General features: G+C 34.4%; 16 protein-coding genes. 13 read left to right on the top strand and 3 right to left on the bottom strand.

Annotated features, from left to right (window positions below; genetic code table 11):
* Nucleotides 1-119: 119 nt before the first annotated feature.
* Entirely contained in the window at nucleotides 120-1,097 is a 978-nt protein-coding gene (locus ACJAZK_RS03590) for a pyruvate dehydrogenase complex E1 component subunit beta (protein WP_028871599.1), read from the bottom strand.
* A gap of 324 nt (nucleotides 1,098-1,421) precedes the next feature.
* Between ACJAZK_RS03590 and ACJAZK_RS03585 the strand changes: the two genes are divergently transcribed.
* The 11 genes from ACJAZK_RS03585 to lspA all read left to right on the top strand — a co-directional run bounded on the left by ACJAZK_RS03585 (nucleotide 1,422) and on the right by lspA (nucleotide 12,553).
* Entirely contained in the window at nucleotides 1,422-2,153 is a 732-nt protein-coding gene (locus ACJAZK_RS03585; RefSeq protein WP_415222654.1) for a hypothetical protein, read from the top strand.
* Nucleotides 2,154-2,179: 26 nt separating this feature from the next.
* Nucleotides 2,180-2,926, top strand: a complete 747-nt coding sequence (locus tag ACJAZK_RS03580; protein WP_415222653.1) for an electron transfer flavoprotein subunit beta/FixA family protein — start codon at nucleotides 2,180-2,182, stop codon at nucleotides 2,924-2,926.
* Nucleotides 2,927-2,948: 22 nt separating this feature from the next.
* Entirely contained in the window at nucleotides 2,949-3,911 is a 963-nt protein-coding gene (locus ACJAZK_RS03575; protein ID WP_415222652.1) for an electron transfer flavoprotein subunit alpha/FixB family protein, read from the top strand.
* Nucleotides 3,912-4,118: 207 nt separating this feature from the next.
* Nucleotides 4,119-4,733: a bifunctional nuclease domain-containing protein gene (locus ACJAZK_RS03570; protein ID WP_415222651.1), complete on the top strand. Its 615-nt coding sequence runs from the start codon at nucleotides 4,119-4,121 to the stop codon at nucleotides 4,731-4,733.
* 9 nt (nucleotides 4,734-4,742) lie between these two features.
* Entirely contained in the window at nucleotides 4,743-6,500 is a 1,758-nt protein-coding gene (locus ACJAZK_RS03565; protein ID WP_415222650.1) for a nucleoside transporter C-terminal domain-containing protein, read from the top strand.
* A 326-nt stretch (nucleotides 6,501-6,826) separates the two neighbouring features.
* The gene (locus tag ACJAZK_RS03560; protein WP_415222649.1) at nucleotides 6,827-7,651 is read left to right on the top strand and encodes a thymidylate synthase; all 825 of its coding nucleotides are present in this window, start codon (nucleotides 6,827-6,829) and stop codon (nucleotides 7,649-7,651) included.
* Nucleotides 7,652-7,828: 177 nt separating this feature from the next.
* Complete coding sequence (locus ACJAZK_RS03555) at nucleotides 7,829-8,134, top strand: hypothetical protein (protein WP_415222648.1); 306 nt, start codon at nucleotides 7,829-7,831, stop codon at nucleotides 8,132-8,134.
* A 135-nt stretch (nucleotides 8,135-8,269) separates the two neighbouring features.
* Complete coding sequence (locus ACJAZK_RS03550) at nucleotides 8,270-9,202, top strand: dihydrofolate reductase (RefSeq protein ID WP_415222647.1); 933 nt, start codon at nucleotides 8,270-8,272, stop codon at nucleotides 9,200-9,202.
* Between the two features lie 240 nt (nucleotides 9,203-9,442).
* Complete coding sequence (locus ACJAZK_RS03545; RefSeq protein WP_415222646.1) at nucleotides 9,443-10,996, top strand: NAD(P)/FAD-dependent oxidoreductase; 1,554 nt, start codon at nucleotides 9,443-9,445, stop codon at nucleotides 10,994-10,996.
* A gap of 70 nt (nucleotides 10,997-11,066) precedes the next feature.
* Nucleotides 11,067-11,960, top strand: coding sequence for an ACP S-malonyltransferase (gene fabD / locus ACJAZK_RS03540; protein WP_415222645.1), 894 nt, complete (start codon nucleotides 11,067-11,069; stop codon nucleotides 11,958-11,960).
* Nucleotides 11,961-12,055: 95 nt separating this feature from the next.
* Entirely contained in the window at nucleotides 12,056-12,553 is a 498-nt protein-coding gene (lspA, locus tag ACJAZK_RS03535) for a signal peptidase II (protein ID WP_415222644.1), read from the top strand.
* Between the two features lie 741 nt (nucleotides 12,554-13,294).
* On the opposite strand, the gene galE is transcribed toward lspA, so the two are convergent.
* Together galE and ACJAZK_RS03525 are read right to left on the bottom strand one after the other, a co-directional pair.
* Nucleotides 13,295-14,317: a UDP-glucose 4-epimerase GalE gene (galE, locus tag ACJAZK_RS03530; protein ID WP_415222643.1), complete on the bottom strand. Its 1,023-nt coding sequence runs from the start codon at nucleotides 14,315-14,317 to the stop codon at nucleotides 13,295-13,297.
* 1 nt (nucleotide 14,318) lies between these two features.
* Nucleotides 14,319-15,473, bottom strand: coding sequence for a DegT/DnrJ/EryC1/StrS family aminotransferase (locus ACJAZK_RS03525; protein ID WP_415222642.1), 1,155 nt, complete (start codon nucleotides 15,471-15,473; stop codon nucleotides 14,319-14,321).
* Between the two features lie 88 nt (nucleotides 15,474-15,561).
* On the opposite strand from ACJAZK_RS03525, the gene ACJAZK_RS03520 reads away from it, so the two are divergent.
* Together ACJAZK_RS03520 and ACJAZK_RS03515 are read left to right on the top strand one after the other, a co-directional pair.
* Nucleotides 15,562-16,788, top strand: coding sequence for a 3-deoxy-D-manno-octulosonic acid transferase (locus tag ACJAZK_RS03520; RefSeq protein WP_415222641.1), 1,227 nt, complete (start codon nucleotides 15,562-15,564; stop codon nucleotides 16,786-16,788).
* A gap of 97 nt (nucleotides 16,789-16,885) precedes the next feature.
* A complete protein-coding gene (locus tag ACJAZK_RS03515) occupies nucleotides 16,886-17,137 on the top strand; it encodes a hypothetical protein (protein ID WP_415222640.1) in 252 nt (83 codons plus the stop codon).
* Nucleotides 17,138-17,174: the final 37 nt, after the last annotated feature.

Genomic DNA, 17,174 nt, shown 5'->3' with positions numbered 1-17,174 from the left:
GCAATTCCCAGCTCTTAAACTGGATAATATTTTAAACTAAAAACTTCATCAACGATCGTGCTACAATTTATCTGCCGATAGTAGATGAAGTTTTTATAACGCAAAAAATTGCGTAATATTTACTTGTACATCACTTTATGTACTCCTTTAATTACCTCTTTGTAGTCAGGCAACCACTCTGCAAATAAAACTGGCGAATACGGTGCGGGCGTATCTGCTGTATTAATTTTCACTACAGGGGCGTCTAAATAGTCAAAAGCTTCAGATTGTACTAAATAGGCAATGTCCGTAGAGATGTTTCCAAAAGGCCATGCTTCTTCAAGAACTACTAATCTATTCGTTTTTTTTACCGATTTTAAAATTGCATCACGATCCATAGGACGAACCGTTCTTAAATCTATAATCTCACAAGAAATACCTTCTTTCTCTAATTCGTCTGCAGCTTTGTAAGCCTCTTTTATGATTTTCCCAAAGGACACAATAGTCACATCTGTACCTTCTCTCTTAATTTCTGCAACACCTAATGGAATGGTATATTCACCTTCTGGCACTTCGCCTTTATCACCATACATTTGCTCACTCTCCATAAAAATTACAGGATCGTCATCACGAATGGCAGATTTCAATAATCCCTTAGCATCATACACATTGGAAGGTATGACCACCTTTAAGCCAGGTGTATTAGCGAACCAATTCTCGAAAGCTTGAGAATGTGTTGCCCCTAGTTGTCCTGCAGATGCCGTAGGTCCACGAAAAACGATAGGGCATTTAAATTGTCCACCAGACATTTGTCTAATTTTCGCAGCATTATTGATGATTTGATCAATCCCAACTAAAGAGAAGTTAAAGGTCATATACTCAACGATAGGACGATTCCCTGTCATTGTAGAGCCAATAGCAATCCCAGCAAAACCAAGCTCTGCGATAGGTGTATCAATCACACGCTTTGCACCAAACTCGTCTAACATTCCTTTTGAGGCCTTGTAAGCTCCATTATACTCTGCAACCTCCTCACCCATTAAATAAACACTCTCATCTCTGCGCATTTCTTCGCTCATGGCTTCGCAGATCGCTTCTCTAAATTGAATTGTTTTCATGTATTTCTTTTTTTAACGAATAGCAAAAGTAAGAATTATTGATAATACTATCACATAAAAATAAGCTCGAAAATAGAAATCAAACAACTTCAAGATTATATGTATTACGAATACTCTTTTTCTCCTTCGGAAATGAGCCTTGCTATAAAAAATTATTAGTGTTAATTTTACACATATCTTCTAATAAGACAATAAAACTTATCATATTGACAGCTAAACTATCAATAATCAAATTTTCACAAAATTTTATTATGCATGCATAGTAAAATTTGGAATTTTATAATTATCTTCGTGGTCATTAATTTTTTAACTAAAAAAACTTAAATGAAAAAAAATATACTGCTCATATGTATTACGTTATTCTTAATTACTAAAGGTTTTGCTCAAGATAAAAAAGTAGCTGTAGTTGGTTTTTATACGGATAAAATTATCAATTTTAGTGACCTTGATATTGGAAGCGAAGAACTTATTGCGAGTGTTTTAAAGCTTAGAGATAATCCAGATTTTGATTTAACACCTATATTAGAGCAATTTCACGAAGAGTTTTTTAATACTTACGCAAAGAAATTCCCTTTCGATTTACTTCCAGAAGCAGATGTAGCGACAAACGCAGAGTATATTGCTTTCAACCCTAAGTATGATAAAGATGAAGACGAGCTTAAACGTTATGTCGTATATGATGGATATAAATATATCTATGAGGGTTTTGCAGGAAAAGATAATGAAATTGCAACCGCCAAAATATTTAGTGATAAGGCAGATGGTGTTATGTTTGTAGAAATCCATTTTGCACTTCAAAAAGGATTTGGCATTGGAGGAACAGCGACCGTTAAGATGAGAGCCTTTGCTAGAATTGCACTTTACGATAAGACAGGAAAGAAAGTTTTTGCAATAAGTGAAGGTGAAAATTCTAAAAAAACATCTGTTATGGTTGGAGGAATACCCGTTATGAAAACAGAAAAAATATTACCAATGTGCGAAAGTGCATTACAACAATTGATGAAAGACTTAGAAAAACGTCTTCCAAAAGTTATCAAAAAAGCAGATAAATTATAATAAATATACACTCAAAATAATTCGATATGAAAATATTAGTATGTATCAGCCACGTACCTGATACGACTTCAAAAATTAATTTCACTGATGGCGACACAAAATTTGATACCAATGGTGTGCAATTTGTGATCAACCCAAATGATGAGTTTGGTTTAACTCGTGCTATGTGGTTTAAAGAAAAACAAGGTGCTCAAGTCACTGTTGTTAATGTTGGTGGACCAGAAACTGAGCCCACACTTCGCAAAGCTTTAGCTATTGGAGCAGATGCTGCCATTAGAGTAAATACTGAAGCTAAAGATGGTTTTCAAGTTGCCAAAGAATTAGCAAATGTTGTAAATGACGGTGGTTTTGATTTAGTAATTGCTGGTCGTGAATCTATTGATTACAATGGCGCAATGGTTCCTGGTATGTTAGCAGCTTTAACCAATGCTAATTTTGTAACTAATTGTATCAGCCTAGAAATTGAAGGAACTACTGTTACTGCAATTCGAGAAATTGATGGTGGTAAAGAAACAGTTACAACAAGTCTACCTCTTGTTATTGGCGGCCAAAAAGGATTGGTTGAAGAAAGTGATCTTCGTATTCCTAACATGAGAGGAATTATGATGGCTCGTAAAAAACCATTATCTATCGTTGAACCTACGAATGCTCCTGCCGAAACTAACTCAATAAAGTTTGAGAAACCGGAACCAAAAGGTGCCGTTACTTTAGTAGATGCAGATAATTTAGACGAATTAATTAATTTACTTCACAACGAAGCTAAAGCGATTTAATTAACCCTTAAAAGAAAAAAACATGTCAGTTTTAGTATATACAGAATCAGAACAAGGAAAATTTAAAAAAACAGCTTTTGAGGTCGCATCTTATGCCAAAGCAATTGCAGACCAAATGGAAACGACTGTGACTGCAATTACAGTAAATGCAGGAGATGTTTCAGAGTTGGGAAACTACGGTGTAGATAAAGTATTAAACGTTAGTAATGGTGATTTAGATAAATTCAATGCCAATGCTTACGCAAGTGCCATAGCTCAAGCCGCTAAGAAAGAAGGCGCGAAAGTAGTAGTTGTTAGCGCTAGTGCAGATAGTAAATATTTAGCGCCAATTCTAGCCATTAATTTAGATGCTGGTTACGCGTCAAATGTTGTAGAAGCACCTTCTAGTATTTCACCTTTTACAGTGAAACGAACAGCCTTTACAAATAAAGCCTTTAATATGACTACCATAGATACCGACATTAAAGTCGTTGGAGTCTCTCAAAACTCATATGGATTAGTAGAATCTAGCGGAAATGCGTCTTCGGAAGATTTCTCTCCGTCATTACCAAGTGTAGGAGTGAACGTACAATCTGTAGATAAAGCAAAAGATAAAGTGACTATTGCAGACGCTGAAATTGTGGTTTCTGCGGGTCGCGGACTAAAAGGTCCAGAAAACTGGGGAATGATAGAAGAACTAGCAGAAGTTCTTGGAGCAGCGACAGCTTGTTCTAAACCAGTATCAGATCTAGGATGGAGACCTCATGGCGAACACGTTGGTCAAACAGGAAAACCTGTAGCATCAAACCTGTATATTGCTATTGGAATTTCAGGAGCAATACAACATTTAGCCGGTATTAACGCTTCAAAAATAAAAGTAGTCATCAATACAGATCCTGAAGCACCTTTCTTTAAAGCTGCAGACTATGGAGTTATTGGTGACGCCTTTGTAGTTGTGCCTGCACTGATTGAAAAACTAAAAGCTTTTAAGGCTCAAAACGCATAATTTTTTCTAAATTATAATTGGAAAGGGCTGTTTTGATTTGGTTCTTTAAACATAAATCTGCATTTTGCAGTTGTTAAAGTCCAAATTAAAACAGTTCTTTACGTTTTCCTCACCCGTAGTTCAAAAATTAGAATTACGACCTCTACACACAAGAGGCATGTTGGGCCACCTCACCAAAATATGTTGAGGAATTCTTAGATTAAAAATATGAGTCTAGTTAGATTAAATATTAAAGGAATATCATATAGCCAAACTCAAAATGGTGCATATGCTCTAATTCTGAATGAAGTAGATGGTGACCGTAAACTACCAATCGTTATTGGCGCTTTTGAAGCGCAATCCATTGCGATTGCTCTCGAGAAAGAAATTAGACCTCCAAGACCACTTACCCACGACTTATTTAAAAATTTCGCAGATCGTTTTGATATTGTTGTCAAGCAAGTTATTATTCATAAATTAGTTGACGGTGTGTTTTACTCCAGCTTAATTTGTGAACGTGATAAAATAGAAGAAATCATAGATGCAAGAACCAGTGATGCTATTGCTTTAGCGTTGCGTTTTAAAGCACCTATATTTACATATAAAAACATTTTAGACAAGGCTGGCATTTATCTCAAAGTCAATCCTAAAAAAGATGGTGAAGAACAAGATCAAGATTCTATTCTTGTAGATGACATGGTCGTTGAAGAAATAGAAGCAAGTATCCAAGATAATTATTTGGATAAAACACTTCAAGAGCTCAACGCGCTCTTAGACGAAGCTGTCAATAATGAAGATTATGAGAAAGCAGCTAAAATACGAGACGAAATTGATAAACGATAATAAGTTTTTATGAGACATTTTCTACTAGCTATTGCGGCTATTTTTTTTGGAATTACATTGACTTTCGGACAAGAATTAGAAAAAAAATGGCAATTTGAAACTGTAAAAAATGATTCTGGAGTTTCGTTGTACGACATTCAAGCATCAGATGAATTTCAATTAAAAGATGGTGAATTCGACTATGCCATAGAAGCAATTGACACGATAGGAGATTTTTCTGGAAACTATATGTTTCAGAATAACCTATTAGTGCTCTACTACGATATTCCCTCAGAAAAAATTGAGCGTTATAAAATTTCAGAATTAACAGACTCCACACTAATATTCTCTAATAAATTGAAGAGTTTTAGTTTTAAAACAGCTTCAGAAGCTACTGCAATAGCTCCAACTAACGAAGATGTTACTGGCAGTATCGTTCCCAGCCAAGGCTTCTCTTTTAATAGTTTGTGGCGAGGAGTTCTAGGGATGCTAACCTTATTATGTATCGCGTTTTTATTTAGTAGTAATCGCAAAGGTATCAACTGGAAAACAGTTGGATTAGGCTTAATATTTCAATTAATAATTGCTGTTGGTGTTTTAAAAGTAGATTTTATCAAATCGGCATTTGAAATCATAGGAAAAGGATTTATAGCTATTCTTGGATTTACACAAGCTGGAAGTGAGTTTTTATTTGGAGGAATGCTAGATGTTAATTCCTTCGGGTTTATTTTCGCATTTCAAGTACTTCCAACAATCATATTCTTTTCGGCACTAACCTCTGTCCTGTTTTACTTAGGATTAATTCAAAAAGTCGTGAAAGGTATGGGGTGGTTGCTTTCTAAGGTTTTAGGGATTTCTGGAGCAGAAAGTTTAAGTGTTGCAGGTAATATTTTCTTAGGGCAAACCGAAGCACCTTTATTGATTAAGGCCTATCTAGAAAAAATGAATAAGTCTGAAATCCTTTTAGTCATGATTGGAGGAATGGCGACTGTCGCTGGTGCTGTTCTTGCTGCATATATTGGGTTTCTTGGTGGAGAAGATGAAGCTTTACAATTATTCTATGCAAAACACTTACTAGCAGCTTCTGTTATGGCAGCGCCAGGAGCTATCGTGATTTCTAAAATATTATTCCCACAAACTGAAGACATCAATACAGACGTTAATGTCTCTCAAGAAAAAATTGGTTCAAACATATTAGAAGCTATTGCCAATGGAACCACCGAAGGTTTAAGACTTGCTGTTAATGTAGGAGCTATGCTTTTGGTTTTTGTAGCATTTATTGCCATGGCGAATGGTATTCTAGGTGGAATTGCAAGTTTTGATGGATTCACAATAGAAGCGTTAAGTGTGAACTGGCACTTTACGTCCTTAAATGAAATCATTGCCCAAAACACGCCTTACGATTCATTATCATTAGAGTTTATATTGGGTTACATTTTTGCTCCTTTGATGTGGCTCATTGGTATTGCTACCGAAGACATGGCGCTTATGGGGCAACTATTGGGTATTAAATTAGCAGCTAGTGAATTTATTGGATATATTCAATTAGCAGATCTTAAAAATGCCGCTAATGCAACACACTTAAAATACGAAAAATCGATAATAATGGCAACCTACATGCTTTGTGGTTTTGCGAATTTTGCGTCTATTGGTATTCAAATTGGAGGTATTGGCTCTTTAGCTCCAGGACAGCGTAAGCAACTCTCAAAATTTGGAATGAAAGCTTTAATTGGAGGAACTTTGGCGTCATTAATTTCTGCCACGATTGCTGGGATGATCATCGGGTAATCCACTCCTGCAAAGGCAGAAGTCTCTGACTAAAGAAACAATAACAAAATATTAAAAACGCTCATGACAAAGAATTACAATGAGCGTTTTTTATGCAATGACATCTGCTCTTAACGTTAATAACTTTTAATATTTATATCCTGGTCCTTTCAAAGAAAACTCTTCTTTTTATTTAAATTCGTAATCACATTTAATTACTTGTCACATTTAGCAGTATTGATATCAAAATATTTGATTAAAAATAGCTTATAAAATAAGTCAAAGTGTCCTATAATGATTAATTGAAGTTTAATTTAAAGAGATTTCCGCTTTCGCGGAAAGTGAACATGAAACAATATCACGACTTAGTAAAACACGTTTTAGAACAAGGAAACGAAAAAGGAGATCGCACAGGAACAGGAACTAAAAGTGTCTTTGGTTATCAAATGCGATTTGATTTGAGTGAAGGTTTCCCCATGGTAACTACAAAAAAATTACACTTAAAATCTATCATTTATGAATTACTTTGGTTCTTAAAAGGGGATACAAATATTAATTATTTAACCGAAAATGGTGTTAAAATCTGGAATTCTTGGGCCGATAAAAATGGTGATTTAGGCCCCGTATATGGCCACCAATGGCGCAATTGGAACAATGATGATATTGATCAAATAAAAGAGGTTATACAAACACTTAAAAACAACCCTAATAGTCGTCGTATGATGGTATCTGCGTGGAATCCATCAGTAATGCCAGATACATCAAAATCATTTGATGAAAATGTAGCCAATGGTAAAGCAGCCTTACCACCCTGTCATGCGTTTTTTCAATTTTATGTTGCTGACGGAAAATTATCCTGCCAGTTATATCAACGTAGCGCAGATATCTTTCTAGGCGTACCTTTTAATATTGGTTCTTATGCCTTGTTTACTATGATGATGGCCCAAGTTTGTGGTTATGAAGCTGGGGAATTTATTCACACCTTTGGTGATGCTCATATTTACAGCAATCACTTTGAGCAGTTAGAATTGCAATTATCTAGAGAAATTAGACCGTTACCTACAATGACGCTCAATCCTGAAGTAACTGATATTTTCGATTTTAAATTTGAAGATTTTACGCTGGAGAATTATAATCCGCATCCACACATTAAAGGTGCTGTCGCTGTTTAAAATAATACTTTGAAAATACTTTTCACACTTATTTTCACTGTGTCTTACGTTCAAAAAAAACAATTGAACCTCAAGAACTGATAACATTAGTCGAGCAAGATGAAAAAATTAAAATAGTATCTTTTAATCTCATAGAAAGAGTGCCTGTGTATGACGGATGTGATGAACAACTCTCGAATGATATGCTCAAAAAAATGTGGGAATGATAAAATCTCATCCTTTGTTTTAAATAAATTCAATACCAGAATGGCAGGCTACTGTGAGCCAGAAGTAAAGGAAGTAAGAATTACAGTGCTTTTCAAAATTAAAGAACATGGAAAAATAGGAAATATCATGGCTAGAGCTCCACATCCAAAGTTAGAACAAGAAACCATACGAATTGCAGAATTTACAACAGATATGACCAAACCAGGAATGCCAGATGAAACCAACAATTGTACCGCATATGCTTCCAATTCGTTTTGCTATGGAAAAACGATCTAAACATCAAAGAATTCAAAATTAACAGGAAATTATTATCTGATTTTAGAGACCTATTTTATTTCTTAATCATAGAAAGAAAGTGCTTTTTCTTTACGCTAAAAACGAGTAACTTTACATTTAGAAATTTTGTTAGCTATGTTCGGAAAAAAGAAAACCATACCTCAAATAGATCAAGAGCAATTGGCTTTAATTAAATATGCTGAAAAACGCATCAAACAAAAGCAACGCGTTTATGTTCATTTCGTTGTTTTTTTAATTGGAGCTGTATTTTTAATCTTAGCAAATACTATTTTAGGCATTGGTAAGGATTTTACCATTGCTGGACTCAACTGGTTTGTAATTACCATAATTATATGGCTAGCCTTTTTTATATACCATTTTGTGAACGTATTTATAACTCATAAATTTATGGGTAAGGACTGGGTAGAACAACAACGAAATACACTCGTAGCGAAACAGCAAGAACGTATAGAGAAATTAAAACAAGAATTCTTAAAAGAAGAAACTGAAATTGCAAAGTCTCTAGCTTTTGATGATACTGTAAACAAAAGTGCTTTAACTCAAAAAAAAAGATCTGAGTTCACGATCATTGTAGCTGCCGATGAAGACAATGCTATTGGTAAAGACAATGATTTAATTTGGCATTTAAGTGATGACCTAAAGCGATTTAAATCTTTAACAAATGGGCATTGTATTATAATGGGGCGCAAAACGTTTGAAAGTTTCCCTAAACCACTCCCTAATCGCACGCACATTGTTGTCACTCGTCAAGACCATTATATGGTACCAGATGGTGTTATTGTTGTCAATAATATGGACGATGCTATTGATGCTGCTCGCAAAGACAAGCAGCCATTCATTATTGGTGGAGGAGAAATCTATAAACAAGCAATGGGTTTTGCTCATAAAATAGAAATCACTCGTGTACATCACAAGTTTGGAGGTGCTGACACCTTTTTCCCTGAGATTGATGCATCCATTTGGAAGGAAACGAACAGAAAAGAACATCTTAAGGATGAAAAGCATGAGTTTTCTTTTACTTTTTTAACTTATGAGAGAACCATTTAATTAGTTCCAAAGAAAGATTAGGTTAGACATAATGGATATACTCTTAAACAAATCTTTAGCAGAAGATATTTCCGTAGCAAAAACACTTCAAAACTATTAATTTTAGTTCAACCTTTTATTCAAATTTAATAGTTAAAATTATTAGTTTGGAAGAGTGAGATTATTAATAAACTAAAAAACACCTCATCTATTAAAATCAACTACAGTGTTTTTTATTTTATTAATTACTAATTTTGCAGCATGATATCATCCTTACAATTACGAATTAATTTACATGAAGAAGGAAAACCAGATGGACTGCTTAATAAAGCAGCTCATGATTTGGGTGTAAAATCTTCAGAAATTTCTGGAATTAAAATTCTAAGAAAATCAATTGATGCACGTAAGTCCCGCATCATGTTTAATTATAAAATTGAAGTATATAGTAATGAGCCAATGCCTGAAACTTCAGCTCATAATTTTGATTACAAAGATGTTTCCGAAGGAAAACCCATCCACATTATTGGTTTTGGTCCTGCAGGAATGTGGGCCGCTTTGCGGTGTATAGAGCTTGGATTTAAACCCATTGTTTTAGAACGCGGAAAAAATGTACAAGACAGACGACGAGATATAAAAGCCATAAATCAAGATCATATCGTCAACGACGACTCTAACTATTGTTTTGGAGAAGGTGGTGCTGGCACGTATAGCGACGGAAAATTGTATACGAGAAGTCTCAAGCGTGGTGATGTAAGAAAAATATTTGAAAGTCTTGTTTTTCATGGTGCTACAGATCAAATTTTGATTGACGCACATCCACACATCGGAACAAATAAGCTTCCAAAAGTGGTTACGAACATTCGTGAAACTATTTTAAAATTTGGTGGTGAAATACACTTCGAAACACGTGTGATAGATTTCAATATTAAAGACAACCAAATTAAATCTATAATTCTTCACAATGGGAATGAGTTAGATGTTGAAAAGATAATTTTAGCAACTGGACATTCTGCTCGTGATATTTATTATTTACTGAATGAAAAAAATATTCAGTTACAAGCAAAATCATTCGCAATGGGAGTTCGAGTAGAGCATCCACAACAAATCATTGATGGAATTCAATACCATTGCAAAGGAGAAGATCGCGATGCGTTGTTACCCGCTGCATCTTATAGCCTGGTAAATCAAGTTAACGACAGAGGTGTCTATTCCTTTTGCATGTGTCCTGGCGGATTTATAGTGCCTGCAGCAACCACAGACGGTGAAGTCGTAGTTAACGGTATGTCTCCTTCAAAACGAAATAATGCCTTCGCTAATTCGGGAATCGTAGTGGAAATAAACGCAGACAAAGACCTTTATAAATATGAGCGTCATGGAGCTCTCAAAGGTTTAGAGTACCAAAAAGACTTAGAGCGTTTGGCATTTACATCTGGAGGAAGAACACAAACAGCTCCTGCACAGCGACTTACAGACTTCGTAGAAGGTAAACTATCTACTGATTTAAATCCTACATCATATCAACCAGGATTAAAGTCTGCTCCTATGCACTCCTTATTACCAAAATTGATTGGTAGTTCTCTTCGTAAGGGTTTTAAAGCGTTCGGAGAAAAAATGCACGGCTATTATACTTCAGAAGCCAATATAATAGGTGTAGAATCTAGAACGTCATCACCAGTGAATATTCCAAGAAATGACAATTTAGCCCATCCCGAAATAGCCAATCTTTTTCCTTGTGGAGAAGGCGGTGGTTATGCTGGTGGAATCGTTTCTGCTGCTATGGATGGTGAAAGATGTGCAGAAGCTGCATGTGTTTAATTTTTCCACGGAAATAGACCATTTTCAGTAAAAAAATTATTCCTATTTTTGTCGCTTAAATTTGTTTACAATGAACGCATATATATTTCCAGGTCAAGGTGCTCAGTTCTCAGGAATGGGACTTGATTTATACGAAAACTCACCGTTAGCACAGGAGTTATTTGAAAAAGCTAATGATATTTTAGGTTTCCACATCACAGACATCATGTTTGAAGGTTCTGCAGAAGACTTAAAAGAAACAAAGGTCACACAACCTGCTATCTTTTTACACTCTGTTATATTGGCCAAAACTTTAGGCGACAGTTTTAAACCAGATATGGTTGCTGGTCACTCTTTAGGTGAATTTTCTGCATTGGTTGCTGCTGGCGCATTAACTTTTGAAGACGGTTTGAAACTCGTTTCTCAACGTGCCCAAGCGATGCAAAAAGCTTGCGAATTGCAACCAAGTACTATGGCAGCTGTTTTGGGGCTGGCTGATGATATCGTAGAAAATATTTGCGCTGACACAGAGGGTATCGTTGTAGCTGCGAATTATAATTGCCCCGGACAATTAGTGATCTCTGGAGACGTCGAAGCCATTAATAAAGCCTGTGAAGCTTTGAAAGACGCAGGTGCACGTCGTGCTTTAGTACTTCCTGTTGGAGGTGCATTTCATTCGCCATTAATGGAGCCAGCGAGAGAAGAATTAGCTGCTGCAATTGAGAATACAACATTTAGTAAGCCTAACTGTCCAATATATCAAAACGTGACCGCTTCTGCGATTACTGATGAAAATGAAATTAAGGCCAATTTAATATTACAATTAACCGCTCCCGTACGTTGGACACAATCTGTACAACAAATGATTACGGATGGCGCATCTCATTTTACTGAAGTTGGCCCGGGAAAAGTCTTGCAAGGATTAGTTAAAAAAATTCACAGAGACGCAAAAACTGCGTCAGCTACTTTAGAATCTAATGCTTAGTTTTTTATGAACTACTGATGTTAAGAGTGCTATCACTCTAAAAAAATGATTATTAGCGAACATCATTTGATCCCAAAAATAATAAAAATAAATACATGAAATTATCTAGAAATGTAGGTGTCATTCTGCTCATTATTTTCAATATAGCTATTGACCAAATTTCAAAAATTATTGTAAGAGATACTATTGATCCAAATGAACGTATACATGTTATTGGTGATTTTTTTCAAATGATGAATGTCGAAAATACTGGTGCCTTTTTAGGCATGGGGAGTGATATGAATCCTACTTTAAAATTAATATTCCTTTTAATTTTACCCATAGCTGTATTAGGCTATTTAGTCTATTATATTATTACAAATAAAGCTTTAGACAAACTTAGTCTAATAGCATTAGCTTGTATCGCTGGGGGAGGAATTGCAAATGTTTATGATAGAATAGTATATGGATCTGTAACAGATTTCTTTTATTTATATATAAATGATACTTTACGAACTGGTATTTTCAATGTTGCGGATATGTCGGTAACCTTTGGAATGCTCGCTCTACTATTCACCACAATATTCAATAATAAAAAGAAAAAAATAGCATAAAAAAACCTCTTCAAAGATGAAGAGGTTTTTTTGCTATTTTGCTAAACTTATATTTTCACAATCTTTGATTTTGCCATAGTAAGTCTGACGATATTTGTGAATCGTTTTGTAAGGAATACTCAAGAATTGTTTCTTAATATAAGTCACATTAGTTGTCAATTCTCCCATTTTTTTTGTGAACCTAAGTTCAGCTCTTGTTTCTCTTTTAATGCTTATCAGTTTCATTGGATTTCATTTACATTGGCTGTAAAGAAACAAAGACCTACTGCAAATACCAAATTTATAATGTTAAATCATTGTTTATCAATTTGTTAAATGCAAAACATTTAAAGAAAAGTATTAAACATTATCAAATCTATAATTACGAGGGATGATTATTACGAGATCTACAATTCACTATTATAGATTTTCTATTCTTTGATTACGAAAATCGCTAGTTACATTGTAGAATTGTTTTTTGTAGGATTTCATTCTAATGCACTAATATCTACTATAAACCCATTCCTAGATTTGATCTAGTTAATTGTCCATATCTAATTATAAGGGATTTATTATTGTGGCACTTTGCAAAAAAAATATTGGTAACAATCCAGCGCCAAACACTTTTTCGCATTCAACATAAAAGAATACACAAGCATCAGTTATATTTACAATTTACGCAGTACTAACATTGGATTATCCAGTTACTAAAATTATCAGTAGCTAGATAATAAGTTATCAACTCATCTCACTACATACCGTTTATAAATTTCTAATTTTTTGTTCCCATTTCCAAGCAGAATCTATAGCGTCTTCAAGAGAGGATTTAGCCTTCCAGCCTAAAACATTATTCGCTTTTGTAGTATCTGCATAAGCAGAAATCACATCACCTTCGCGTCTTGGAGCAAATTTATAATTAAGCGATTTATTAGAAACGCCTTCAAAAGCAGTGATGACCTCTAATACAGAACTACCTACTCCTGTTCCTACATTGAAAGTTTCAAAATTTGAGTCATTTTTTTTGTCCAGCAAACGTTGTAAAGCTACAACATGAGCTTTCGCTAAATCTACTACGTGAATATAGTCTCTAACACATGTTCCATCTGGCGTTGGATAATCATTTCCAAAAACAGATAAACACTCTCGCAATCCAAATCCAGTTTGTGTAATATAGGGTACTAAATTTTGAGGTATTCCCATTGGTAATTCTCCTATTAGAGCACTTGAATGTGCTCCTATAGGATTAAAATAACGCAATGCAATAGCATTTAAATTCAGATTGACTTTACACGTATCTGTGATGATTTCTTCACCAATTTGCTTGGTGTTGCCATAAGGAGATTCTGCTAGTTTTATAGGAGCATTTTCTGTAATAGGCATTTTATCTGCTTGACCGTAAACTGTACATGAAGAACTGAAAATAAAGTTTGATTCCTGTAAACCAAGAACGTCTTTGAGCATGTAAATAAGTGTATGCAAATTATTTTCGTAATAAAGCAAGGGGTTCTCAACACTTTCACCAACCGCTTTACTTGCCGCAAAATGAATGACACCAGAAATATCGTTATGCGTCTTAAAGAAATTTTCCACGGAAGCTTTTTCCTTTAAATCTAAGTTCTCAAACGTTGGCTTTTTATGAGTAATGCCTATAATCCCGTCAAGAACGCTTTCCGAAGAATTTGATAAATCATCAATTATTACGACCTCAAAACCATTGTTTTGAAGCTCAACAACTGTATGAGAACCTATAAAACCAAGTCCTCCAGTAACAAGAATTTTTCTCATATTAAGTGTTAATAAAACTTATAACAGTTGACGTTATAAACTTAATCTGTTCATCATCCAGTTCGGTATGCATAGGCAACGATATGACCTCTTTGACCAATTGATTGGTGACTTTAAAATCGGCTTCATTATAGCGTTCATCTAGATACGCTTTTTGACGATGTAAAGGAATTGGGTAATAGACTCCACAAGGGACACCATTATCATTTAAGTGCTTTACTAAAGCATCTCGATCACTATTTAATAATCGTAAGGTATATTGATGAAATACATGACAATCACAAGTGTCACAAATACCAGAACAGCCATTATTACCTGTTGGCGTTATTATCTTTGCTTGTCCTTCGAAGGCCTTATTATAAGCTCTTGCGGCATTTTGTCTCGCACTATTATAACTATCTAATCGCTTTAATTTAATATCTAAAACAGCAGCTTGTACAGAATCGAGCCTAGAATTAACACCTACAACATCATGATGATAGCGTTCGTACATACCATGGTTAACGATACCTCTTATTATATGCGCTAGTTTATCATCGTTAGTGAAAATTGCGCCTCCATCACCATAACATCCTAAATTTTTAGATGGAAAAAATGATGTAGATGCTACATGACCTATGACACCGGCTTTAGTTTTTGTTCCATTTTTATATGTGTCTGTTGCACCAATAGCTTGGGCATTATCTTCAATAATAAACAAATTATGGTCGCTTGCAATTTGCATTATAGCTTCCATATTGGCACACATACCAAATAAATGTACTGGTACAATGGCTTTTGTTTTAGGTGTAATTGCGTTTTTAATAGCCTCAATATCGATATTGAAACTCACAGGATCTACATCTACCAAAACTGGAGTTAACTGCAAAAGTGCAATGACCTCAACGGTAGCTGCAAATGTAAAGTCTGCAGTAATAACTTCATCTCCTGGCTTAAGACCTAAACCCATCATTGCTATTTGCAACGCATCAGTTCCGTTTGCACAAGGAATCACATGTTTTACGCCTAAATAGGATTCTAAATTTTTCTGAAACTCATGAACTTTAGGTCCATTAATGTACGCTGTAGAATCCAAAACCTCTAAAACAGAGTTATCTACCTCTTCCTTTATTTTGCTATATTGACCTTTAAGGTCAACCATTTGAATTTTTTTCATATCTAACGAAATTACGAAATTCATTGACATTAAGCAATGAATTTATTTTAAAGAACAGTATTTTAGCAGGAACAATAGAAATTAAGTTTTGTACAATTTAGGCATATATCTACTTTCATTAATTCTGAAGATTCTCGCACTCTTTAATTCCAAAATTAAATTAGGTGTTGATGGTCGTAAGCAAACCTTCGATATTCTTAAGAAATATATTGATAAAAATGATAGCACGATTTGGTTTCATTGTTCATCCTTAGGCGAATATGAGCAAGGACTCCCTGTTTTTGAAAAATTAAGAGACCAGTATCCTCTTCATAAAATAATACTGAGTTTTTTCTCACCATCAGGATATGAAATTAGAAAAAATACTACAGTTGCAGATGTGGTTGTTTATCTTCCAATAGACACAAAATTTAATGCAAAACGATTTATAGATCTTATACATCCAGAGTTTACAGTTTTCGTGAAATATGATATTTGGGCAAATCTACTTTTTGAGCTAAAAAATCAAAATAGACGAACGATTTTGATTTCCGCACTTTTCAGAAAAAATCAGTCGTATTTTAAGTTCTACGGAAATAGGCTGCGCAAAGCATTATTTACTTTTGAGCATATTTTCGTACAAGATAACAACTCTAAAATATTGCTTAATAATATTAGCTATACTGCTGTAACAGTATCTGGAGACACAAGATATGATCGGGTTTCAAATCAATTAGAACAAAATAATCAGCTTGATTTTATTTCAGAATTTAAAAGCAACAGCACTTGTATCGTTATAGGAAGTTCATGGGAAGCCGATGAAGCGCTACTAATTCCTTATATAAATAAAACTGCTACAAAAAATTTAAAATTCATTATAGCACCGCATGAAGTGAATACTCATCATATCAATTCTATTAGTTCAAAATTATCCGCTTCTACGATTCTATTCTCTAAAAAAAACAGTAAAAATTTAGAAGATTTTAATGTTTTGATTATTGATACTATTGGACTACTCTCTAAAATTTATAGTTATGCAGATATTGCTTATGTAGGAGGAGCTATGGGTAAAACCGGTTTACATAATATACTAGAACCTTCAACTTTTGGTATCCCTGTAATTATTGGTAAAAATTATAAAAAATTCCCAGAAGCGTTTGCGATGATAAAAGACGCAGGTGTCATTTCGATAACCAATGATAAGGATTTACATCAAACATTGAACACACTCATAACTTCTAATGCAAAGCGTGATTCTTTAGGAAATAAAAATCTAGAATTCATAAAAGAAAGCAAAGGTGCAGTAGTCCAAATTATGGATTACATACGTATATAGTCCATTGGTTGAAGATTATCCCTATTTATAAACGTTAAAATTTTAACTGCATAATTAATTTTGACTAGTAACAACAATTAACACTAAAACTATTAAAATGAAAAAATTGATTTTAAACATCGCATTAGTATTGGCACTTGTCGTGTCTGTTACATCGTGCAGAGAAACTAAAGAAGGTGCAGAAGATGCTGCTGATGCAGTAGAAAACACAGCTGAAGATGCTGCTGATGCAGCTGAAGGTGCATTAGAGAAAGCTGGAAAAGCTATTGATACTGCTGTTGAAGAAACAAAAGAAGCTGGCGAAGCCGCAAAGGAAGCTGTAGAAGAAGTTACTAATGATAATGACTAGGTCATTAAGTAAATATAAAAAAAAAGCCTGATTTTCA

This window comes from Psychroserpens sp. (genome assembly GCF_047633235.1).
In the GTDB taxonomy this organism is placed as follows: domain Bacteria; phylum Bacteroidota; class Bacteroidia; order Flavobacteriales; family Flavobacteriaceae; genus Psychroserpens.
The sequence above is the reverse complement of the archived record's forward strand: the minus strand, read 5'-3'. Positions and strand labels throughout refer to the sequence as shown.